Here is a 22716-nt window from a genome sequence, read left to right on the forward strand (position 1 = left end):
ACCGATCGAGGGTGCCATGTAGTTCAGAAACTGCATGAAAGGCCAATGACATGGCCCATTACAAACGCAAACGTCCCCGTACCATGCTTGGGAACGGGTACTCACGCCTAGGTCTGAGCCGTCGTCTCGGAAAAGACCCGGATGATGTCCGGTGGCTTGGCAATTGGCCACGCTATCATGACATCACCTGTCACATGCGTCCAATGAGACGCAAATCCAAGGCCCTTGCGTTCGGCATCCTGAAAGGCGCTGATCCAGACGACCTAGTCTGGCCCGATGGGCGCAAGCCCCACCACTATTATTGGTGAATATGTGTGGCGGAAGCATTCCATAACTCCGCCGCGCACTTTGGCTCAGGTGGCCGTTGAGACGACCGAAGCAGTTTGGCCCGTTGCGGCCATCGTTAGATCACGAACCAAGTCCCGCGTTTTTTCTCACGATGTGCCGCAGCAAGTTGTTGCCCTCGGTCATGAGGTCGTAACGATCTTCGTTCTTTTTCAGCATGGCTGCCCACGCGATTTGATCTTGTATGAAATCGTCAACGCTCGCTATGCGCTGCCCATGGCCCATTTCCTTGGTTTTGCTTTTCAGCGCTAACAACTCGTCAATATGCCCGATGAGGTCGGGTGCCAGGTCCTGATCTTTAATGAGATCATGCAGGTTCATTGGTGGTGGCGTATCGGGTATCTGCCTGATCCAGGAGATCGCCAAGGCGGGTCTCAGTATGTAGAAATACGCCTTGAAACTCACCTCCTGGCTCTCACCAACATGCTTGTCCCACTGTTTCTGTGCAAGATGTCCGTCATCGAAAGAAGTGGTCCGATTGAGCTGACGGCGTTTAGGACGGCCTGGCTCATCGATTGTGATCTTACGCGGCGCTCCCGAGATTGAGCAAGCGTCGCTGTTTCAGTGTTCTTTCCTTGATGGTTCTCCTTTCCTTCAGAATGTCGTCGCTGCGACCGAAGTAGACATCGGCCGGTGTCAGATTGCCGAGGCTCTCGTGATAGCGACGGTGATTGTAGTGGTCGACGAAGGCTCTGATCGCTTCCTCGAGTGCGCCCGGTAGGTAGTAGTTCTCCAACAGGATGCGGTTCTTGAGCATTTGTTGCCACCGCTCGATCTTGCCCTGGGTCTGCGGATGATTTGGTGCCCCTCGAACGTGGTCCATGCCCTGATCTTGGAGCCAATCCGCTAGGTCACCAGAGATGTATGATGAGCCGTTGTCGCTGAGCAGCCTCGGTTTGTGTCGGACGGTCGCCGACGAACAGCCTGATGCCTCCAATGCCAGTCCCAGAGTGTCGGTAACATCGTCGGCCTTCATCGTTGTGCAGAGCTTCCATGCCACGATGCAACGGCTGAAATCGTCCAGGATCGTCGAGAGATAAAACCAACCCCAGCCAGTCACCTTCAGGTAGGTGAAGTCGGTCTGCCAAAGTTGGTTCGGTCTCGTGGTCTTGTCATGGAACTCGTCGGCAGCCTTGATCACGTTGAACGCCTGCCCAGCAATCAGATCCTGCTCCTTGAGGATGCGATAGACCGAAGGCTCTGACACAAAGTAATTTTTCGTGTCTGTAAAGCGGAATGCCAGCTCGCGCGGCGATAGTTCCGGCTCATCAAGAGCGAGGTCAACGACGGCCTGCCGGATCTCGTCAGGGATGCGGTTCCAGACCCGGCCGGGGTGTGGACGGCGATCTTCAAGCCCGGCTTCACCAAACGCCTCATAGCGGGCACACCAGCGGTAGAACCTGGTTTTCGGAATGCCCAGCCTCGACAGCGTCCTCTTCGCTGGCAAGTGGGACTGCTCGACAAGTCGGATGATCTCGAGCTTCTCCGTTGCGAGGTATCTCATATGTCGCCGTCCCCATCCCCGAGCATGCTTTTTTGAGCAAGCGGTTTTCCAAGGTGAGGTCAGCAACGGCCTCCTTCAAGGCCGACGCCTCGGCCCGCAGCTCCTTCACTTCGGGGCTAGTCGCTTGCCTGGCTGTGTCGCCTGCCAGCTGCTTCTTTCCAGCCTCCAGGAACTCTTTCGACCAGGAATAGTACAGGCTCGTGGCAATCCCCTCGCGACGGCAGAGCGCGGCGATGCTCTCCTCGCCACGCAAACCCTCCAGCACAATGTGAATCTTCTCCTCCGCAGAATGGTGCTTGCGCGTCTTGCGGCGAATGCCCTTGACGACCCGTTCAGCCGTCGGTTTGTCGGTTCCAGCTTTCCGTCTCATCTTCACTCCCTAACGGTTCAGATGAGCCAGAAACCTTCCGCTATGCAAATCCTTCAATCAGGCCCACAGGTGCTGATGTCAGACATGGAGAACATCTTGCGTACCACACCCTCCACCGGTCGCCTTTTCGTCGTTTTCCTCTTTGGTCTGCTCCATGGCCTCGGATTTGCGTCAGTATTGGGTGAACTGAGCCCCGGCGGGGGCCAGTGGTTGGCTCGCTTGATAGGCTTCAATGTCGGCGTTGAAATCGGTCAGTTGGTAGTCGTAGCAGCGGCGTTTCTGACCGTTGGCCTTTGGCGTAATGAAGACTGGTACAGACCCCGCATCGTGGTGCCGCTGAGCGTAGTTATCGCTTTGGTAGGCGTCTTCTGGACGGCGGAACGCGTTCTAGCTGCGCTACCATAAGATTCGGTATCAAGTGTAGGATTTTGAATGTCTCCTTTGGGAGTAAAAATACGATTTTGCTTCGATTTTTCAATTTGCTGGCATGGCTTCATCGACCTTGTCATGCAATTTAACCTTGCCGCGAAAAGTTTGAGTGTCTGCCGACAGTTAATTTGCCTTAAACGTGATACCGAGTCGTGCCCCTGACCCGTTCAATCCAGCGGGTCATAGAAGATATCGAAAATGGTGCACGCGCAGCAAAAAATATCAGTCAGCTTATCTATGCCCTAGCAAGGTGTGGTATCCGATCGATCACCTAATTAAATCAGCTTCGAATCTGCCCCAAAAAACACCGGGTGGTTGCCTAACAACCACCCGGGCCCATGATGTTATTCGGCCGGTGCAGCGTGCTTTTGCCGCAAACCGTCGCGATACAGCGCCTTGGCAAGCGCCACGCACATCAGCCCCATCACCATCGTAAAGGGCAATGCGCCGATGATCATCGCGTTTCGCAACGCATCCATCGGGTTGTTCTCACCCGCAGCCAGGATCAGCGCACCGATCACAGCCGTCAGGATCAGACCCCAGATGATCTTGTGCTTGTTGCCGATATTCTGATCGCCACCCGACATGATGGTGTTCATCACCAGAATGCCCGAGTCCGCCGATGTGACCAGGAACGTCATGATCAATACGACGCACATCACGGTGATGCCGGACAGCAACCCGCCCGAAATCATCTCTTGCAGGGTTACAAACAGCTTGGCGGTGTTCGATGCACCGATGATGGCGCCTTCGGCCGTGCCGTTCAGTTCCAGATCGATCGCGGTGCCACCCAGAATGGTCATCCATGCAAAGCAGACCAGCGCTGGTGCGAATACACAGCCAACGATGAACTCACGAACCGAACGCCCTTTGGATATGCGCGCTAGGAACAGGCCCACGAAGGGCGAGAACGCGATCCACCAGGCCCAGTAGAACGTGGTCCAACCTGCCTGCCAACCAAACTGACGACCGGGGTCACCAGCGGCATAGACCGAAGCGAGAACGGATTCAGGCAGGGCTGCGGCGTCGCCTTCAAGTCCTGATTTGAACCCGTCAAACGAACCCCAGGGGTTGGTTGCACCGCTGTACAGGGCATCGGCAAATGGGGCAGCTTCGCTTGGCAACGCTGCATCAAATGCTGCCGCTGACTGCGGGTTGAACGCGCCAAAGCTGAGCGAGATGAAATGCAGGATGTAGTCGATGAACGCCGTTGCATAGGTGGTCATTGCAAACAGGAACGACCCGAATACGACGAAGACCAGCAGCAGGATCAGAGACAACACCAGATTTAGATTAGACAGATACTTAACGCCACGACCAACGCCCGATACAGCCGATACGATCGACAGGCCCATGATGACGATCAGACCCGCCAAAAGACCTACTGTACTTGGCGTCGGCACTTCTCCGTTCAGATCCATGATCCATCCCATACCGGTGATGGCATAAAGACCGTCGATAAACTGTGAAACGCCAAAACCGATCGTTACCGAGACACCCAGGATTGTTGCAACAACACCCAGAACGTCCACGACGTGGCCAAGAAAACCGTTCATCAGCTTGCCGAACAAAGGTGTCAGCGCAGTGCGGATCGTTAGCGGCATGTTGCGTGTGTAGGCATAGTAGGCCAGCGACAAGCCCGTCACGACATAGATCGCCCAGGCATGAAATCCGTAGTGCAGGAAGGTATAACGATACCCGGACTGGAGTGCCTCTTCGGTATTACCAACTACCTGTTCGGCGATCACAACCGGGTTTGACCCCCAAAGCCCCAGAGGCTCAGCGGTGGCAAATACCATCAGACCGACGCCCAGACCGGCGCCGAACATCATAGAAAACCACGAGAAATCCGAAAATTCCGGTTTTTCACCTTCCGGCCCCATGAGTCGTTTACCAGTTTGCGGCAGCGCAGCCACAACAAACAGGAAAAAGGCAAAGAAGCCGACGATGATGATATAGAAAGCGTTAAAGTCTTCCAGCAGGCGAGAGTTCAGGCTGCCAAGAACACCGTTTGCATTCGCGGGCCAGACCAATGCCCAGATCACCAGCGCGACCATGATTGACTTGCTGAGCAAGGCAATTTCGACGCTGTGGCCTTCGTAAAACCCACCCGAAGATCGCTTGATCTCCAGATCGGTAAAAGGGTCCTTCATAGACATGTGATTCCTCCCTGTTCGCACGTGTCCCGATTTCCAGGTCATTCTCTTCTGGCACCCCGGATTTGCACCACAAAGCCCTAAGTCAGCAGGGCCTCAATTTTGCTAAGTGTCGCTACGTTCACCGCAACGCCATCAGATTTAGCTGCCAGTCGCTTTGCACGGCGGCCATCTCCGGGCAAATGTGCGCCCTCTTGCGACCGGATCGCTTCGACAAGATCGACAATTCCTGTTGAAAATGCGTCATTCGCCGTCGCATTTGCGTCAATCGCAATAAAGAACTGCCCCGTCTTCGGCGGACCACCGGCCGTGCCAGAAAACGGAGAGGCGTGGATTCCCAAAGTCGCGCCGGTCAGAGCAGCAGCCAGAACTTCGGTCAGCAGCGCGATGCCAACACCTTTATAACCACCCGACGGCGCCATCGAACCCTTGAGGCCCACATTCGGATCAGTGGTTGGATTTCCTTCATCGTCCAGTGCCCAACCAACAGGGATCGGCCTGCCTTCACGCGCGTGTTTCATGACTTCGCTTTTGGCGATGGTGCTGGCGCTCTGGTCAATCAATAGGGCGGGCTGGCCGTCCGTGCCCGGAGCGGCGATTGAAAACGGATTGGTGCCGACCACCGGCTTGGCCCCGCCGGAGGGCGCAATTGAGGCCGGAGCGTTGGTGAAACCCAGACCTACCAGGCCGGCCTGCGCCAGACGATAAGTGTGATATCCAAGAACGCCGCAATTATAGCTGTTTCGGATCGCCAGCGCCGCAATCCCCTGCGCGCGGGCAGCGGGGATCAAGGCGTCGAACCCGGCTTCAATGGCGGAATGCGCAAATCCGGTGGCAGCATCGACTGTAACGACGCCGGGGCGTGGCTGCGCCAGAACCGGCTGTGCCAGCCCATCAACCTTGCCGCATTGAACATGCTCACAGTAGATCGGGATATAGGCCAGACCATGGCTGGCAACCCCGTCAGCCTCGGTTGCCGCGGTCGCAACCGCTAAAGGACGCGCGTTTTCTTCGCTCGTCCCCGCAGCCACTAGCGCGCGAAAGGACAGGTCTTCAATTTCAGCGAGTGAGAGGGTGCGGGTTTCAATCATGTCTGTCTCTTTTCAGTCATTGTCAGAAAGCCCGGCCCCTGCGCCGAGCAAACGGGATTCTTCAGTCGCAGGAGCATAGGTAAGATGGGCAAAACGGTTGAGTATCATCCATGCCGCCGGATCAGGCGTTGCACGCGTCTGTCGTGAACACGGCTCGATCAGTAGGTCGCCAATTGCGACCTCGACATGATCCGCGCGAACCGGGCAATCGTTTCTCGACATCAATCTCGCACCGTCCGTCAAAGCCTTGAAATCGCCCGCCGTGACTGAAACCACCGTGTTGTGCATGCGCGCAGCATAGGCCGCAAATGGCAGTATCATCATTGGCGAAGAAACCTGTCTGATCCGGATCGGGCCTGCCAACAGCATGTGCGCACAGTCGGAAAGCAGAGCACCGACCATCAGTGGGCATAGGTCTTTACGACCAACCCAGTCTCCGTCCAGCCCTGCGGGAACATGATCTTCCAGTGACCCGGCAAACTCGCCTTCCAGCACGCGCGACAATTCGACCGTTCCATCCAGCCCCTGCGCACAGAGCCATCGCGTCGCTTTTGCGGCCTCTTCAGAGATGCCCCAGGCATAGCCCGCACCCCGCGTTGCACGCTTGGCCGTGGCTTCGATTTCATTAAGGGAAAAACTCATTGGGCGCGCTCCGGATACACCCACAAATCCGCGTTCTCCGGACTCAGTTCCTCGGGGTAAGGTGCCCCCGAATACATGCAAATACGCACCCAACGATCCGAGCGCGGGTCGAAATGCGTGGCACCAAAAAACGACAATTTGGCGCGCAACATGTCAATCGGCAGGACCTCCGCACTGATCGTATTGTCGCTGATTTCGCCATATGGTGCCAGTCGGCTCATCTGCGCACGACGTACGGTGTGGCGGTGTTCAGGGTGGCGCAGCAGGAATTCGGCGATCGGACTTTCGCCCAACCAGTCCGCCAAAGCCTTATCGGCAAGCGCAGAATCACGTGCCGGAGCAAGCGGTTGCTCATACTCCTCTATCGGTTCTTCAAACCGTTCCCCCAAACGAGGCTCAAGCTTTTCTTCCGACACATACCAGGCACGCGCGCAGTGTTCAGGCGCCGACCAGTCAAGATCGAGCGCCCAGCCAAAACTGGAGCGGATCAGGTCGCGCACCTGTGCGACTGGCATCGCGCCGTCAATTGTAAAGGCCGCGCTATTGCCATCCGCCATGCAGCTGGCCAGCCCGTCCACCAACTCGCCATATGGTTCAAGGATCAAAGAAGCCAGCAACTCTTGCCCTTCTTCGCTAAGCGCGGTCCGGGACCACAGGATCAGGCGATCCCAGGGCTGATTTTCCGTCAGATCGGTCTGATCGAGATGCGCGGCTATCGCGCCCAGATCGGCATTCAGTGCGGCGAGTTTTTCAATCTGGATCGGGTGCTCGGACCGCCACCACGAGATCGACAATTTACTGCGCTCGAAAATCTCGCGGAACATGGCAACTTGGGCGTCTGTGGCGGCATCAAGGGACCGAACGCGTGCGATGGCCTCTTCACGGACCATGATCCAGTTGTTGAACAGGATCGGGTGATTGACGATGAAAGGCGCCATGCCCAATCCGGTCGAGTTGCCGATCCCCAGCCAACGAGCGATATCGGGATCAAGCTGCGCGGTCTGCGTACCACCCTTTGCATTTGCCATATGCTGCACCAGATCACGGACGAATATTCGCGTCAGATATACTGACAGCATCTCGGCCTGAAACGGGCCGCTGACCTCGGGGCGGTCTGCGATCTTTTCCCGATCCGCCGCGCCGAACTTGCCCGATCCGTAAACCGCAGTTGTGCGCATCAGATAGCCAACCTTGTAGATCTGCGCGAGATCTGGTTGCTGGCCCGCAGCCAACTGGTCGACCACATGAGCCCACAACCGAACAGAACGGTTGGCACGCGACAGCGACAATTCATTTTCACTGACACGCCCGGCCTCTTGCAGTGGTACGTTCCGAGACAAACGTTGGATATCGTCCTTGGTGGGAACACCATCAAACAAGGTGAAGGTGGCATCCCAGGCCTCGGCGATCACACGGTCCGAGCGTTGCTCGGGCGGCAGGTCATGGGCGAATGCGACCAGTGAATAGGTGCGATCGGGTCCTTGTGCGGAATAGACCGCGTGGCCGACCCCGTTGTCATCGATATCGAATACGGGGCGGCTAAAAACCCACTGCTCGGCCGCCATGCGACGGGTGAGCTGGCGCATAAAACTGAGCCGACATTGATGAAGCGAGCCCAGACGCGAAAGGCGCATCACCGTGGCGGGATCGCGGCGTTCGATTGTTGGGTTCACGGTATTCATGGTTCATAAGGTCCAAAGTTTTCTGCAAAGAACCGATACCAGTTGCCGCCCATGATTCCGGCGACTTCCTCGGCATTCATGCCAACGGCACGCAATCCAGATTCGATATTGCCAAAATCCCGATTGTCGCGGAACCAGTTTGGCATCGGCGGGAACCCGGCGTTAGAAGCCGAGCCTTCGCCATAGTCGATCTCTTTTGTCCAGCGCCCAACCCGCATCCATTCGACCACGCTATCGGGTTGGTCCTGACACAGGTCCGTACCAACCCCCAGATGCTGCGCCCCGTACTTGTCAGCCGCGCGGGCGATCATTTCGCAAAAGCTTTCCAACGTGCAGTCGGACTTGTCTTTCAGATGATGAGGATAGACCGAAAAGCCTAGCATCCCACCTTTTTCCGTCACCGCCCGGATCACGTCATCCCGCTTGTTGCGAAGCGCTGGAGACCATTCATGGGGGTTTGCGTGGGTGATCGCGATGGGGCGCTCGGAAAGTTCGGCGGCCTCGATAGTCGACCGATCCGCCGAATGGCTCATATCAACCACCAACCCCACGCGGTTCATCTCTTTGATGACCTGCTTGCCCATGCGGGTGATACCGGTGTCTTCGGCCTCATAACAACCGGTCGCCAGCAGCGACTGGTTGTTATAGGTCAGCTGCATGAAGCGCGCGCCCAGATCGTGCAGGATTTCAACCAGACCGATATCATCTTCGATCGGAGATGGGTTCTGAAATCCGAAGAACACAGCCGACCGCCCGGTTTCGCGCGCAGTGTCGATGTCGCTGGCCCAGCGGCCTTTCATGATCAGGTCTGGGTATTGTTCGAACCAACGGTTCCACTTTTCAAAGTTCAGAACGGTTTCGCGGAAATTCTCATGGTAGGCGATGGTGACGTGGATCGCGTCCACGCCTCCTTCACGCAGTTGCCGGAAGATCTTCTCCGACCAGTTTGCATATTGCAGGCCATCGATCAGCATCAGACAGGGCCTGCGCTGATATAGGCGGTTTTGACGGTGGTGTAGAACTCCGCCGCTGCCTTGCCCTGTTCACGCGGACCGTAAGAACTATCACCCCGCCCGCCGAAGGGAACATGGTAGTCAGTACCTGCGGTGGGCAGGTTGACAGTAACAACACCCGTGCGGGCATTGCGGCGGAAGTGAGTGGCACGTGCCAGAGATTTAGTAACGATGCCCGAAGTCAGACCGAAATTGGTGTCATTGACCACGCTCAGCGCCTCGTCATAGCTGCCTACCTTGATGACGCTGGTCAAAGGGGCGAACATTTCCTCGCGGTTGATACGCATGTCATTATTGGTGTTCAGGAACACGCCCGGCGACATGTAGAAGCCATCGTGCGGCATCTCAAGACGCTGACCACCGCAGGCCAGTTCCGCGCCTTCGGATTTGCCCAGATCAACATAGGCGAGGTTCTCGCCCAGTTGTTGTTGGCTGACGACGGGGCCCATCTGAACGCCCTCTTCTAGTGCATGGCCGACCTTCATCGCCTGCGCGCCTGCAACCAGTTTCTCGACAAATGCATCGTGAATGCCCGCGTGAACCACCAGCCGCGACGAGGCTGTGCATTTCTGACCGGTGCCACCAAACGCGCCGCCCAATGCCAGCGAAACCGCCAGATCCAGATCGGCATCATCCATGACCGCCAGTGCGTTCTTGGACCCCATTTCCATCTGAACCTTCGTCAGATTCTGTATGGCCGCTGCGGCGATGCCCTTGCCCACCGGGACCGATCCGGTGAACGAGATTGCATTGACCTTGGGGCTTTCAACAAGACGCTGCCCAATTGAGCGCCCTGACCCCATAACGAGGCTGAACAATCCTTTGGGAATATCCTGACGCTCGATGATCTCGGTCAAGGCCACTGCCGAGGCCGGGGTGATGTTGGCAGGCTTCCAGACGACAGCGTTGCCATAGCACAGCGCCGGTGCGATCTTCCACGAGGCCGTCGCAGTTGGGAAGTTCCACGGGCTGATGATCGCAACAACGCCAACGGCTTCGCGACGCACATCCACCTCGATATCAGGGCGCACAGAATCTGCGTTCTCACCGATCTGACGCAGACATTCTGCAGCGTAGTAGGTGAAGAACTGACCGGCGCGATAAACTTCGCCCTTGCCTTCGGCCAGTGGCTTTCCCTCTTCCCGGCTGAGCAGCGTGCCCAGTTCCTCAGCGCGCGCCATCAATTCATTGCCGATTGCGTTAAGAACTGCTTGCTTGCGCTCCAGCCCGTAGGCGGCCCATTCCGCCTGCGCCACGCGTGCCTGATCCAGTGTCGCCTCGAGCTGGTCGCCGCTGGCCTGCGCGAACATGCCGACCAGATCGGTCAGATCAGAAGGGTTCCGGTTTTCAATTTCGCTTTCGCCTGCCAGCCATTCGCCAGCGATTAGGTTCAGTTTGGTCACAATGCGCCCCAGAGTCAGAATTCGTTTGTCACAGGATGGATTTTCGGGGGCGCATCAGTCAAACTCAAATAACTTAAACAAACTTCAAGGAATCTGAAGGTTGGCCATCAAAATCGAAATGTTGCGATGCTTTTGCACCGTCGCGCAGACCGGCAATCTGGTCGAGGCAGCCGATCGCCTTGGCCGAACGCAATCAGCCATCTCAATGACGCTGAAACAGCTCGAAGACCATCTGGGTAAGAAACTGTTTGAAGGTGAGCGAAAAAACCAGCTATCGCCGCTGGGTGAGCAGGTATTCGAACTTGCCCTGAAACAGATCCGCCAATTTGACCAGGCCGTCCAGAACATCGATGCGGCGGCACAGGCTCAACAAGGTCTGATCAGGATCGTATCTGTCCCTTCGGTCGGGGCGTTGATATTTCCGCCCCTGCTGGAATACATGACCAGCCAATTCCCAGGTGTTAAGATTGAACTGCGTGACTCGGATACGCAACAGGTGCTCGACGCGATTGCGCAGGATCAGGCCGATATCGGCATTGCATCGGGATATCATCCATTGAATGGTGTTCGCGCTCTTCCACTATTTCAGGATCCATTTGGACTTGTCGCCGCCTCAGATCATGACCTGATCACAGGTGCAAAACCGCTGAGCATCGCTGATATCCCAACCGCGCCATTTGTGCGAAATAGGCTTTGCGATCTCATTCAATCGCCAGCGTTCCTGTCAGCCACCGAAAATGCCGCGATCACAATCCACAATACACATTCACTGATCACTCTGGTTCGATCCGGTAATTGGATCACTGTTTTGCCCCAAACCGTGGCGGAATTCCTGCCAGAGGCGGTCGCTTTCCGCCCTATCGTGGATCTTGACGACAAGAGGCAGGTTTATCTGTATGTCCGCGAACGGTCGCGGTTTCAGAACCTGACCGAACAGTGCAGCACTTTCATATTGTCATGCGATTTCGCCAAGAAATAGGATTCCCAAATTCAGCCTCCGCGCAGGCGCTGCATCAGATAAACTTCGGCACCTTCCGGGATCGGCTCGGACAGACCCGTCGCGATGATGCGACCGTCAACCGCAACCGATACGCCCGCGTCAATTGGGGCCTGTAATCTGGGATGATGGCGCACCAGTTCTTTCAACAACTCCCCCGTGGTAGCCGCCTCAACTTCGACCACCTGCTGGCCTCCGGTCAGAGACCGGAGGCTGGACCAGAGGTGAACCTGGATCATTTTTCCTTAAGCGCCGCCAGAATGCGCGGCGGTGACATTGGCAGTTGCTTCATCCGCACACCAGCTGCGTTGGATACCGCGTTGGCGATGGCGGCCAGAGGCGGCACGATCCCGGTTTCTCCCACGCCGCGCACGCCAAAGGGGTGGCCGGGGTTGGGCACTTCGACAATCACCGTATCAATCATCGGCAAATCGCTTGCGACCGGAATGCGGTAGTCAAGGAAGATCGAGTTCTGCAATCGACCATCCTCGCCATAGATATATTCTTCGTTCAGCGCCCAACCGATGCCCTGCGCGGCGCCGCCTTGGTATTGGCCTTCCACATAGGTCGGGTGGATCGCCTTGCCGGCATCCTGAATGACCGTGTAGCGGACGATGCTTGTTTTGCCGGTTTCCGGATCCACCTCGGCATCCACTATATGAGTGCCAAAGGACACACCCGCGCCTTCAGGGGTGGCTTCGAAATGACCTGAGATCGGACCTCCGGTCGCGCCCATATCTGCGGTGATGTCAGCCAACGGCAGCGGGTCGAAATCGCCCGCATTCGGGCCCGACGGTACTGCGCAACCATCCTCCCATTTCACCGCATCAACCGGAATGCCCCATTTGGCTGCTGCGCGTTCGCACAGTTTCTCAACCGCGTGGTTTGCGGCTTTGATCGTCGCCAGACCACTGGCATAGGTTACGCGGCTGCCGTGAGAGACATCATTGTAACCAAGCGAAGCGGTGTCCGCGACGGTCACCCGAATGTTTTCATAGGGAATACCCAGAACCTCGGCCGCCATCAGGGCCATTGATGCACGCGAACCGCCAATGTCAGGCGTTCCAACCATAACTTGCGCCGAGCCATCCTCGGACAAGGCCAACGAAACAGACGTCTCGCCACCATGATTGAACCAGAAGCCACAGGAAATTCCGCGCCCCTGCCCCGGTTTCAGCGGCGCCGAATAATGCGGATGCGCCTTGGCTGCTTCAAGTGTTTCGACAAGGCCGATGCGCTCATATGTGGGTCCATAGCTGGCTTTTGAACCTTCAGCCGCCGCGTTCTTGAGGCGCACATCCACAGGGTCGAGACCCAGTTGATTACACAGCTCATCCAGCACGGATTCAACCGCAAAAGCACCCATTGGTGCGCCCGGCGCGCGATAGGCGGCCTGTTTGGGGCGGTTAGCTATGACGTCATACCCCACCTGCCGCACGTTGGTCAGGTCATAGGGCGCAAAAGCACACATTGCAGTCAAATCGCCAGGTGCACCGGGAAACGCGCCGCCCTGCAGACGAAAAATACCTTGGGCCGCTGTGATCGTGCCGTCTTTCTTCATCCCGATCTTAATATCCATCGACGCGGATGAAGTGGGGCCGGTGGACCGGAATACCTCGGATCGGTTCATCACCAACTTGACCGGGCGATTGGCTTTGCGGCTTAACGCCAAGGCCACCGGTTCGATGAACACAGTGGTCTTGCCGCCGAAACCTCCTCCGATTTCGGAAGCTGTCACGCGCAACTGCGCGGTTTCGATGCCTAGCAACGTGGCACAGTATTTCTGAGCGTACCAATGACCCTGAGTGGTGCACCACAATTCCCCCTTACCGTCCGCGCCCAACGACGCAAGACAGGCATGAGGCTCGATATAGCCCTGATGGGTCGCCTCGGTCACAAAGCTATCTTCGATGACCAGATCAGCCTCGGCGAACCCGGCCTCTACATCTCCGTGACCGCTTTCATGATAGCGTACGACATTTGGATGCATGCCTTCAGGCACCGAATAGTCGGCCGCACCTTCGCGGATCACCGGTGCATCCGCAGCCATCGCCTTGTCTACATCGGTGACATGAGGCAACACTTCATATTCCACCTCGATCAGTTTCAGCGCATCACGTGCAGCCAACGCTGAAGTCGCGGCAACCGCAGCAATCGCATGGCCGTCATACAGCGCCTTCTCGCCCGCCATGACGTTTTCCTGGACATTCCAGAACTCGCCTTCCAGACCCGGCTTGAACGTGAGTTCGGCAAAATCTGCGCGAGTGACGATAGCCTTGACCTCCTTGAGCGCCTCGGCCTTTGAGGTGTCGATCCTGACGATCCGCGCATGGGCGTGGGGTGAGCGCAGGATTGCCCCGTGCAACATACCCGGCGCGTAGGCATCAGCCCCGAACCTGGCGCGACCTGTCACTTTGTCGAGCCCATCAGGGCGGTCGGGGCGCGTGCCTACAAAGTTGAAGATGGACTTACGATCGTCGAGTGCCATTACGAAGCCTCCCGCAGCTCAGCAGCCGTATCCATCACGGCGCGGATGATCTTGTCATAACCGGTGCAGCGGCACAGATTGCCGGCCAGCCAATAGCGCGCCTCTTCCTCGGTTGGATCCGGGTTCTTTTCCAACAGGGATTTGGCCGCAACCAATATGCCCGGCGTGCAAACACCGCACTGCAGGGCGGCATATTCAATGAACTTCTTCTGCAACGGATGAAGGACATCGCCATCTGCGATCCCTTCAACGGTTTCGATCTGCTTGCCCTCAGCCTCGACGCCCAGCATTAGGCACGAACACACCAGACGACCATCGACGGTCACAGAGCAAGCGCCGCAATCACCCGTGCCGCAGCCTTCTTTCGCGCCAGTCAAGTTCAGCTTGTCGCGCAAACAATCCAGCAGCGTTTCACGCGGATCGCAGAGATATTCAACTTCATCACCGTTTACGGTGGTCGTTACATGCAGCTTACTCATGTTTGCTCTCCCTTGGCGCGGGCATAGGCGATCTTGGCGGTACGCTTGGCAAGAACTCCGGCAACTTCGATCCGAAACGCGATGGTGCCACGTTTGTCATCAATTGGGTTGCATGCGGCCGATGCGGCAGCGGCGAGGGCATCGAGCGCGGAGTCATCCAAAGTGGTGCCAATGATGGCGCGGGCTGCTTCTTCGACCAGAAGGACGGTCGGAGCGACAGCCCCAAGTGATACGCGTGCCTCGGTGATGATGTCGCCGTCCAGTCGTAGGTTTACACCCACTCCGACCACGGCGATATCCATTTCGGTACGCGGGATGAAACGCAGATAGGCATCCCCACCGTTTTCGCCACGCGCCGGAATGTTGACAGACGAGATTACCTCACCCTTAGCCAGTGAAGTTCTACCGGGGCCGGTCGGGATGTTTTCAACCGCCACGTCCCGCACACCCTCTGGGCCAGTGACTGTGACCGTTACACCTGCCGCGACCATGGCGGGAACGGAATCAGCCGCCGGAGAGCCATTGCAAAGGTTGCCGGTCAACGTCGCGCGCCCCTGTACCTGAGTCGATCCGATCAGGTCCATTGCCTCGACCACGCCGGGCCAGTCGTGGCCAAGCTCAGGGTGCTCGCTCATCTCTGCGCCGGTTGTGGCTACACCCAATGTCCAACTGCCGTCGGAATTACGGGTGATGTCATGTACGCCGTTGATCTTCTTGATATCGATCAGCGTATCCGGCGTCACCAGTTCCGAGCGCAGTTGCACCAGAACGTCGGTGCCCCCCGCCAGAAACCGCGTGATGCCCGTTGCATTTTGTGCCAGCGCCGACGCTTCGGCAAAACTGGCGGGGCTGTGATAGTCCATGAAAGTACCTCGCACCTGTTGATCAGGGTTCACTGGGTTTTGCGAGGGACGTTAGTGCAGCGACCCCTGTTCGTCCATGGCCTGTGCGACCTATTTTTTGACCTAAACATATCGCATTCGGACTGCGCTCAGAGATCGATTTCGATCACACCGTCTTTTTGCGCCGCACGGCTTTGGCAGAGTATGATCGCCCCTTCTCGTTGTTTGTTCGATAACACAAAATCACGATGTTCGATTTCGCCCGAAATCACTCCGCATTTGCAGACACCACAGATGCCATCGGCGCATTTCACATCAACGTGTATTCCCGCTTCATTCAGGACCTGAGCAGCATCTTTGTCCGCTGGCACTTTCAGTTCCCGACCGGATTTTGCCAGCTTAAGGGTGAATTCGTGGTTCTCATACTCCGGCTGTTCGGGGACCGAAAAATACTCCAGATGCCGCGCTTCTTCTGGGAAACCCTGCGCTTCGGCGGCTTGCATGACGCCATCCATGAAACGATCCGGACCGCAGGTATAGACATGCCAACCCTCCTGATAGCCGCCAAGGATCGCATCCAAATCAGCACGCGTGCCCTCATCTGAAAAATGATAGTGAACGTGATCCGCCCAGGGCATCGTGGCCAAGTCGTCCAGATATCCCGCCTCGGCGCGCGTGCTGGCAGAATAGTGCAGTTCAAATGGACTTCCTAACGCGTGCAATCGATGCGCGAAGGCAATCATCGGAGTAATCCCGATGCCGCCCCCCATCAGGAAGGTTCTCGATGCATCTTCATTCAGCTCAAAGTGGTTGATCGGTTTGGAAATGAAAACCTTACGACCTTCATTGAAAATCCGATGCAAGAGGGCTGATCCACCCCGCCCCTCGTCTTCACGCAGAACGCCGATCTGATAGGTCGAGCAATCTGACGGGTCGCCGGACATGGAGTACTGCCGCAAAAATTCTGGCGCGACCAGCACGTCCAGATGCGCACCAGCGGTCCATTCAGGCAGCGGGGCACCATTGAGCGTCGAGAATTCATACTTCGTGACATCCGCGGTCATCTTGTCGACCTTAGTCAGCTCCACCCTCATGACCGGAGCATCGCCTGCGATCTGATAACGATGAATGACCGACATATCGCCCGCTGCCTTGCGCGCCTTGTACTCATCGGCGGTCAGCATCGCTTCATACGCTGCGATCCCGGCCTCGCGGTCCATCGCAAACGGATAGGGCCACGGATGCGGTGCAAGGTAGGCCGGATACACCGCAAGCGTCTGATCCTCGTATTTCAGGTCGAGGTCCTTTTGCAGATCGCGCCGGTTCAGGGGATGTTGCGTAGGGCGATAGGCACCGTCAGCTTCCAGCTCTATATCCCACCACCATTTCTTGGTGTCATTCAAACCGCCATTGCCGACGGCATCGTCCAGCCTTGCCAAGGCAGGCGCGGCCTGAGGGATATTCATCGCGGCCCATCGGAAAGGGCGTTCTTTGAATATGCCTTCCAGGTTCCAGGGGCAGGTTTTCATGCAACGCCCACACATGGCGCCGCCCGGAGTGGTGACCCGGTAGGTCGCGCATTTCTGGCTATCGGACTTCCAGATTTCGTAGCCATTGAACATCAGCTTCGGCCCGGCGGTGATCGCACCCGATGGGCACTCACGCGCGCATTTGTTGCAGTTCTCACAGAAAGTCTGCAGGCCAAAATCGATCGGCTTGTCATGCGTCATCGGCATGTCGGTTGTCACGACACCCGATTTCAATCGGGGGCCGAGATATGGGTTCAGAATAACTTCTCCGATCCGACTGACCTCGCCCATTCCCGACAGTAGCAACAGAGGGGGTTGCAGCACCTCTCCATCCATCACCGTATGGGCCTTGGCTTTGTAGCCGAGGTTGCGGATTTGCTGCGCGATTACGCCGCCCAAAAGCGAAAACCGCAGATATGCGCGCATCGACTGGGCCACGCTGATCCAGTCATCACCGCTGGCACCTTCCATCGTCTCGTAACCCTGGTCAATGATCATGCTGATCGCCTGGTCATGTGACGGGTTTATCTCTTCGCCAGTGGCGTCGTGGGAATACCAACTCCATTCGGGACACCGGCTGAGGCCCACCGCGTCGACTCCAAGGAAGTAAGTCGCAGCCTTGATGTTCGCGCCATTTCGGTCGGCATCTGCAGGTCCTTCGACCATGGCGCTGTCGCCATCCTGCAGCAGAACAAACGCGCCCAACGCACGGCGCTGTGCAAAGCTTGGGGCCGCTTTGCGGACATAATAGCCGCCTTTGGCTGCGTCCTGCAGGTTTTTGCCCATGTCGCCGAACTGTGCGCGCGCGAACATATCCGCCCGTTTGGGAACGCGGGCGACATTCTCTTCGTCGATATATGTGGTGGGGTTGTCCACGCGTTTGAGGTTTTCGAACGGATGCGCACCATCGACATATCGACGCTTAGCATACGGATCACGGTTCATGGCGTTCTTCGCAAAGCCCGCACCCAACCACCACGCCGGACCCTGGGTCCGGAACCAGGGTTGTTCCGCCATGGGGCAAAGCGGGAGATCATGAGCAATTTCCATTTCGGTGGTTACCGCAGCCAGACCAAAGCGTTTGCCAAGCCACGGCACTACGACTTCACCGTCCTCCAGTGAAGCCAGGCCTGCAGCCACGGCGAGTTTGCCCAGATCAACCTCGGATGACATTGCCGAGTGTGCCCGTGCATCAAATCCCAACAAACGAGTATAGTTGGCTATCACAACGGCATTTTCGGTGGCCAAGAGGCAGGCGCGGTGATCCTGCGCCTCCGCGATCCATTCGGCCCCCGGCTCCGAAGGATCAGGATCACGGTTGAATTCATAAACAAACACAAGTGCATGGCGATGGCTGTCGATGGGCTTGGGCGCGGCTTCCATGCTTTCTTTCAGATCTGCCATGATCACGTCGATGCCCGAGGCCAGCGTCTTGGTCTGGCGGGTTCGAAGGGCATGGGCCAACCGATCGATATCCGGGTTGCGCCGGGGTTCGGCCAACATTGCATCCGGCAGCAGAGGTCCGCAGCCCATCATCGACGCGTCGTTAAAATAGCCGAACGCTTTCAGGTGGTTGACGCGATCAACGGGATCGGCTGGAATTTCAGACGCGACTGGATTCACGAAACCGTCCCGGATCGCATCCAGCATTGCCTGGAATTCTCCCATTGCATTGACGATGCTTTCGGGCCGATCAGAACGGTGAAAGCTGAGCGCGCGCATTGGTGGGACTTGTGTCAAGTCAGGCATCCGGTTTTGCCGTGCCAGCCGTTCCAACGGGTACGAGCCCATATGAACGGGTCGGTTCTTGTCCGAGAAAAAGCGGATCCCCATCGTGTGCCTCCTGCTTGCTGCCCTTCCCCCTATCCCGGCATGGACACCAAATCCATTCATGAATAATCATATACAGTATGAATAAAATTGATTTCACTGATCTTGATGGCAAAGTCCTTCGGGTATTTCTGACAATACTCGAAGAAAGTTCAGTCTCGAAGGCAGCCGACCGGCTCGGGGTGACGCAATCGGCCATCAGCCACACGCTGGGAAAGTTGCGGCAAGTGCTTGGTGATCCGCTGTTCGTTCGATCCGGTCAAGGGCTGACCCCGACTGAACGCGCGCTTGCCCTCAAAGAGCCGGTGCAACAGGTGCTGGACAACATGCGTGCCCTGACCGTCGGCCGTCCATTTGATCCTGTGTCTGAACAGATGGCCATCCAAATCGCCACCAATGATATGCCGCGCGAGCTGATCTTTCCCGAATTGCTGCGTAAAACGCGCAAGGAAGGCGTCCGGTTGCGACTGGAATTCATCCCTTCGGGGGTTCCGGACCCGGACTTACTACGCAGTGACCGGTGCCAGTTGATGCTGACCCCATTGCCGCCAGATGGGCCGGATATCTTTCAGAAGCGCCTGATCACCAGCCCGCTGATGGTGTTTTATGACGCCGCCCACCGTGAACCGCCCAGGGACTGGTCCGCCTATTGTGACAGCGATCATGTCGAGGTGCGTTTCGCCGATGGACGAAATGCCCGTGCCGTAATGCGTGGCGTGGACCAAAGCCAGATCAGACCACCTGTTGTTACCTTGCCGCATTTCAACGCAATCCCGACTTTCGTGAAAGGCAGCGACCTGATCTCGACCGATACAGCTTTGATGAAACGCGGCCCGCTGGCGACACTGGACTTTGCGCCATTACCATTTGAGTGTGACCCAGTGTCGATCTACATGGTCTGGCACCAGCGCTCGACCAACGATCCCGCGCATCGCTGGTTACGCACACGGATCGAGAGCATTGCCGCCAATCTTCAGACCTGAGACAGAAGCCAGTCGCGCATGTGTCCTACTAATTCTGGTTGACGTGGCTTCTTAGGGGTGACGATAAAAAAGCTCAGATCATCAACCAGCACCTCGGATAATGGTTGCGATAGGCGCCCCGAGGCCAGTTCATCCGACACAAGCGGGGCATTGGCCAGCGCAAACCCCTGACCTGAGATTGCGGCGTCAATCGCCAGGCTTGTCTGACTGAAGCTTATCGTCCGGGGTTTCCCCTCTACCCCGGCTCGTTCCAGATACAGAGGCCAAAGTCCGTGGGAATCGCTGAGTAGAACGTACTCCATCAGATCATCTGGGTTGGAGATTTGTGACGCCAATTCTGGAGAGCTGACAACAACGAACTCCGTCGAGAATAGCGGTATGGCATTCAGGTCCTGCGCAATCGGCGAACGGCTTTGACGTACTGCGATGTCGATCCCATCCGATCTGAAATCCGCCAACCGCTCGCGTGCATCAACCTGAACTGAAATATCGGGATAGCTGGTCAGAAAATCATTCAAACGCGGCACCAGCCATTTAGATGCAAAACTGGGCGTGACCGATATTGCGATCTGCCTATTACTGGATAGGTCATCGAAGGCATCTTCGATCAGACGAAACGCCCGACGTAATGGCGCTTGTAGCCTGCGTCCCGCTTCGGTCAGCCGCAACCCGCGCGGAAGGCGTTCAAACAGAGCAGTCCCCAATCGCGCCTCAAGTCCACGCACTTGCTGAGCAACGGCCCCTTGAGTGACCCCAATTTCTTCCGCTGCAAGGCGAAAGTTCAAGTGACGCGCCGAGGCCTCGAAGGCGCGCATCGCGTTGAGAGGTGGAAGAGCAGGCATTCATAGACTGTAGATTTTCTACTGCTACTGCGCAACAGAACTGATTGGTCAAATTGATACGGGTCAGCCATCTTCACATCAGATATCGCAGAGGGGCGCGAAGATGGAAAAAGTTGCATTGATCACTGCAGGCGGCAGCGGTATGGGCGCGGATAGCGCGCGCCGGTTGGTGGCGGACGGGTTCAAGGTTGGCATCCTATCCTCTTCGGGTAAGGGTGAGACGCTGGCGCATGAATTGGGCGGCGTCGGTATTACGGGTTCGAACCAGTCAACTGATGACCTGCAAAAACTTGTGGATGCGGCGATGAACCATTGGGGGCGCATCGATGTATTGGTCAACTCGGCTGGTCATGGCCCACGCGCACCGGTGCTCGAGCTTACGGATGAGGACTGGCACACTGGTATGGATGTCTATTTCATGAACGCGGTGCGGCCCACACGTCTGGTTACCCCTATCATGCAGGCGCAGGGTGGTGGATCGATCATCAACATCTCGACCTTTGCCGCCTTCGAACCTGACCCGGTGTTTCCGACTTCGGGCGTATTCCGCGCGGGGCTGGCGGCCTTTGCAAAACTGTTCTCGGACAAATATGCTATCGACAATATCCGCATGAACAACGTCTTGCCGGGGTTCATCGACAGCCTTCCCGAGAAGGAAGAGTTCCGCGCACGCATTCCGATGGGCCGTTATGGGCGCAGCTATGATGAGATCGCCTCGGTCGTCTCGCTGCTGGCTTCCGAAGGTGGTGGATATATCACCGGCCAGAATATCCGTGTGGACGGCGGTATTACCCGGTCTGTCTAAACTTCAAAATCGGGTTTTGACGAGGTGCGTCAGTGCAGCTCCGGTTTCGAAAAAAGCACGGCGCAGACCCGTCCAGCTCTCACGGTACTCCGTTATCGGCGGCACAGGCAGCAGCGACGGATCATCGTTAAGTAGGCTTTCGGCCATCAAGCGACCGAACACGGTGCCCGGTCCGATCCCACGCCCCGAGAACCCATGCGCGGCCAGCGCATGCGGACCGATCTGAATGATCTTGGGGATGTGGTCTGAAGTCATCGCAATGCGTCCGTGCCAACCTTTGACCAGCGGTTGATCCGCCAGTTGCGGGTAGACCGCCACCAACTTGCGACTGACCCAAGCTTTGTGCGCAAAGCCTCCGACGCTGTTCAGATCACCCATTCCGCCGATGATAAATCGTCCCTCCTGATCCAGCCGGAACGATGTCATGATCAGCCCTGTATCCCAACAGCCTTCACCCTCTGGCAGTATGCTGGCTCGTAGGTTAGGTGACAGCGGAGCAGTGGCGTATTGGAAATAGTACACAGGTACGTAGGCGGGCGCGGTATCGGCGATGCCTTGATGATAGGCGTTGGTCGCCTGAATGATCGATTTGGCACGCACGGTGCCGTTTTCTCCGTGCAAAACCCACATCCCCGCCTCCTGTCGCAGGGATTGGATTGGGCTTTCGGTATAGATCAGCGCCCCCACATCCTGCGCGGCGCGTGCCAAGCCGACTACAAAGGCCAGCGGTTGAATTGTGCCAGCACGGGGATCGAACAAAGCGCCATGGACAGCGGGGCTACCTGTGCGCTTGCGTGAGGTGTTTGCATCAAGTAGCTCGACCGGCGCCCCAGAAACGCTCAACTGGCTATGGCGTGTATGCAAATCCTCAAAGCCCTTGGCCGAATGGGCACAATGTAACGTGCCATGCCTCACCGGCTCGCAGGCGATCTCATGCGCATTGACCAGCCCAAAGACTTCAGACGGTGCATTCGCCAGCAGATCGATCAGACGGCTACCCGGCACCTGCCCCAGATGCGATCGAATTTGATCAGGCGGCAGCCAAAGCCCAGCATTGACCAACCCAACATTTCGACCCGAGCCGCCATGCCCAATCCGATGTGCTTCGAGTAGGCAAACCGAAGCCCCAGCCTTTGCTGCGGTCAAGGCGGCAGAGCATCCCGTGTACCCGCCTCCTATAATTGCAATGTCTACGGTTACGTCACCGGAGAGTTTTTGCGTTTTGATACTCTCGCCGCAGGTCTGCCGCCATAACGATTGATCATAGTCAGGCATTCCCAAGCCTC

Annotated in this window: 20 protein-coding genes; 5 read left to right on the forward strand and 15 right to left on the reverse strand. The window is 57.0% G+C overall.

Translation table 11 applies throughout. The features are described 5' to 3' along the window. The first annotated feature begins 50 nt into the window (after positions 1-50). Positions 51-308, forward strand: coding sequence for a hypothetical protein (locus tag ACR0MQ_RS11165; RefSeq protein ID WP_170771374.1), 258 nt, complete (start codon positions 51-53; stop codon positions 306-308). A 100-nt stretch (positions 309-408) separates the two neighbouring features. Here the strand turns inward: ACR0MQ_RS11165 and ACR0MQ_RS11170 are convergent, their stop codons facing one another. Together ACR0MQ_RS11170 and ACR0MQ_RS11175 are read right to left on the reverse strand one after the other, a co-directional pair. Further along, on the reverse strand, positions 409-888 hold the full coding sequence (locus ACR0MQ_RS11170) for a DNA polymerase beta superfamily protein (protein ID WP_170771704.1): 480 nt from the start codon (positions 886-888) through the stop codon (positions 409-411). Continuing rightward, a protein-coding gene (locus tag ACR0MQ_RS11175; protein ID WP_170771376.1) for an IS3 family transposase occupies positions 869-2219 on the reverse strand; the annotation gives its coding sequence in 2 pieces (ribosomal slippage) (positions 869-1883 and positions 1882-2219; 1353 coding nt in all). The genes ACR0MQ_RS11170 and ACR0MQ_RS11175 overlap by 20 nt, the downstream gene beginning before the upstream one ends. Positions 2220-2261: 42 nt before the next feature. Here ACR0MQ_RS11175 and ACR0MQ_RS11180 point away from each other — a divergent pair. Next, a complete protein-coding gene (locus tag ACR0MQ_RS11180; protein ID WP_480608165.1) occupies positions 2262-2624 on the forward strand; it encodes a HupE/UreJ family protein in 363 nt (120 codons plus the stop codon). Positions 2625-2992: 368 nt separating this feature from the next. Here the strand turns inward: ACR0MQ_RS11180 and ACR0MQ_RS11185 are convergent, their stop codons facing one another. From ACR0MQ_RS11185 to ACR0MQ_RS11210, 6 genes are all read right to left on the reverse strand, one after another. Further along, positions 2993-4807, reverse strand: coding sequence for a BCCT family transporter (locus ACR0MQ_RS11185; RefSeq protein WP_170476013.1), 1815 nt, complete (start codon positions 4805-4807; stop codon positions 2993-2995). Positions 4808-4884: 77 nt separating this feature from the next. Then, entirely contained in the window at positions 4885-5895 is a 1011-nt protein-coding gene (locus ACR0MQ_RS11190) for an Ldh family oxidoreductase (RefSeq protein WP_170771378.1), read from the reverse strand. 12 nt (positions 5896-5907) lie between these two features. Continuing rightward, a complete protein-coding gene (locus ACR0MQ_RS11195; RefSeq protein ID WP_480608169.1) occupies positions 5908-6537 on the reverse strand; it encodes a DUF3726 domain-containing protein in 630 nt (209 codons plus the stop codon). Then, a complete protein-coding gene (locus tag ACR0MQ_RS11200) occupies positions 6534-8219 on the reverse strand; it encodes a hypothetical protein (protein WP_010441058.1) in 1686 nt (561 codons plus the stop codon). Before ACR0MQ_RS11200 ends, ACR0MQ_RS11195 begins: the two co-directional genes overlap by 4 nt. Then, on the reverse strand, positions 8216-9193 hold the full coding sequence (locus ACR0MQ_RS11205; RefSeq protein WP_010441056.1) for a membrane dipeptidase: 978 nt from the start codon (positions 9191-9193) through the stop codon (positions 8216-8218). The genes ACR0MQ_RS11200 and ACR0MQ_RS11205 overlap by 4 nt, the downstream gene beginning before the upstream one ends. Continuing rightward, positions 9193-10635 carry an aldehyde dehydrogenase family protein gene (locus tag ACR0MQ_RS11210; protein WP_010441054.1) on the reverse strand — a complete coding sequence of 481 codons (1443 nt, stop codon included), beginning with the start codon at positions 10633-10635 and terminating at the stop codon, positions 9193-9195. Before ACR0MQ_RS11210 ends, ACR0MQ_RS11205 begins: the two co-directional genes overlap by 1 nt. A 100-nt stretch (positions 10636-10735) precedes the next feature. On the opposite strand from ACR0MQ_RS11210, the gene ACR0MQ_RS11215 reads away from it, so the two are divergent. Next, positions 10736-11614: a LysR family transcriptional regulator gene (locus tag ACR0MQ_RS11215; protein WP_170771388.1), complete on the forward strand. Its 879-nt coding sequence runs from the start codon at positions 10736-10738 to the stop codon at positions 11612-11614. An 11-nt stretch (positions 11615-11625) separates the two neighbouring features. On the opposite strand, the gene ACR0MQ_RS11220 is transcribed toward ACR0MQ_RS11215, so the two are convergent. From ACR0MQ_RS11220 to ACR0MQ_RS11240, 5 genes are all read right to left on the reverse strand, one after another. Next, complete coding sequence (locus ACR0MQ_RS11220; RefSeq protein WP_010441051.1) at positions 11626-11871, reverse strand: MoaD/ThiS family protein; 246 nt, start codon at positions 11869-11871, stop codon at positions 11626-11628. Next, positions 11868-14120 carry a xanthine dehydrogenase family protein molybdopterin-binding subunit gene (locus ACR0MQ_RS11225; RefSeq protein WP_480608174.1) on the reverse strand — a complete coding sequence of 751 codons (2253 nt, stop codon included), beginning with the start codon at positions 14118-14120 and terminating at the stop codon, positions 11868-11870. The genes ACR0MQ_RS11220 and ACR0MQ_RS11225 overlap by 4 nt, the downstream gene beginning before the upstream one ends. After that, positions 14120-14599, reverse strand: coding sequence for a (2Fe-2S)-binding protein (locus ACR0MQ_RS11230; RefSeq protein WP_170771392.1), 480 nt, complete (start codon positions 14597-14599; stop codon positions 14120-14122). The genes ACR0MQ_RS11225 and ACR0MQ_RS11230 overlap by 1 nt, the downstream gene beginning before the upstream one ends. Then, entirely contained in the window at positions 14596-15462 is an 867-nt protein-coding gene (locus ACR0MQ_RS11235; RefSeq protein WP_170771394.1) for an FAD binding domain-containing protein, read from the reverse strand. Before ACR0MQ_RS11235 ends, ACR0MQ_RS11230 begins: the two co-directional genes overlap by 4 nt. Positions 15463-15590: 128 nt before the next feature. Then, positions 15591-18803, reverse strand: coding sequence for a reductive dehalogenase (locus tag ACR0MQ_RS11240; protein ID WP_480608177.1), 3213 nt, complete (start codon positions 18801-18803; stop codon positions 15591-15593). Positions 18804-18880: 77 nt separating this feature from the next. On the opposite strand from ACR0MQ_RS11240, the gene ACR0MQ_RS11245 reads away from it, so the two are divergent. Beyond that, a complete protein-coding gene (locus ACR0MQ_RS11245) occupies positions 18881-19783 on the forward strand; it encodes a LysR family transcriptional regulator (RefSeq protein ID WP_170771398.1) in 903 nt (300 codons plus the stop codon). On the opposite strand, the gene ACR0MQ_RS11250 is transcribed toward ACR0MQ_RS11245, so the two are convergent. Further along, positions 19774-20625: a LysR substrate-binding domain-containing protein gene (locus tag ACR0MQ_RS11250; RefSeq protein ID WP_480608180.1), complete on the reverse strand. Its 852-nt coding sequence runs from the start codon at positions 20623-20625 to the stop codon at positions 19774-19776. The two genes, ACR0MQ_RS11245 and ACR0MQ_RS11250, sit on opposite strands and share 10 nt — an antisense overlap. 103 nt (positions 20626-20728) lie before the next feature. Between ACR0MQ_RS11250 and ACR0MQ_RS11255 the strand changes: the two genes are divergently transcribed. Beyond that, the gene (locus tag ACR0MQ_RS11255; protein ID WP_170771402.1) at positions 20729-21430 is read left to right on the forward strand and encodes an SDR family oxidoreductase; all 702 of its coding nucleotides are present in this window, start codon (positions 20729-20731) and stop codon (positions 21428-21430) included. A gap of 3 nt (positions 21431-21433) precedes the next feature. Here ACR0MQ_RS11255 and ACR0MQ_RS11260 read toward each other — a convergent pair whose 3' ends face one another. Continuing rightward, positions 21434-22705 carry an NAD(P)/FAD-dependent oxidoreductase gene (locus ACR0MQ_RS11260; RefSeq protein WP_480608183.1) on the reverse strand — a complete coding sequence of 424 codons (1272 nt, stop codon included), beginning with the start codon at positions 22703-22705 and terminating at the stop codon, positions 21434-21436. Positions 22706-22716 lie beyond the last annotated feature (11 nt).

It is taken from the genome of Ruegeria sp. AN6 (assembly GCF_056540425.1).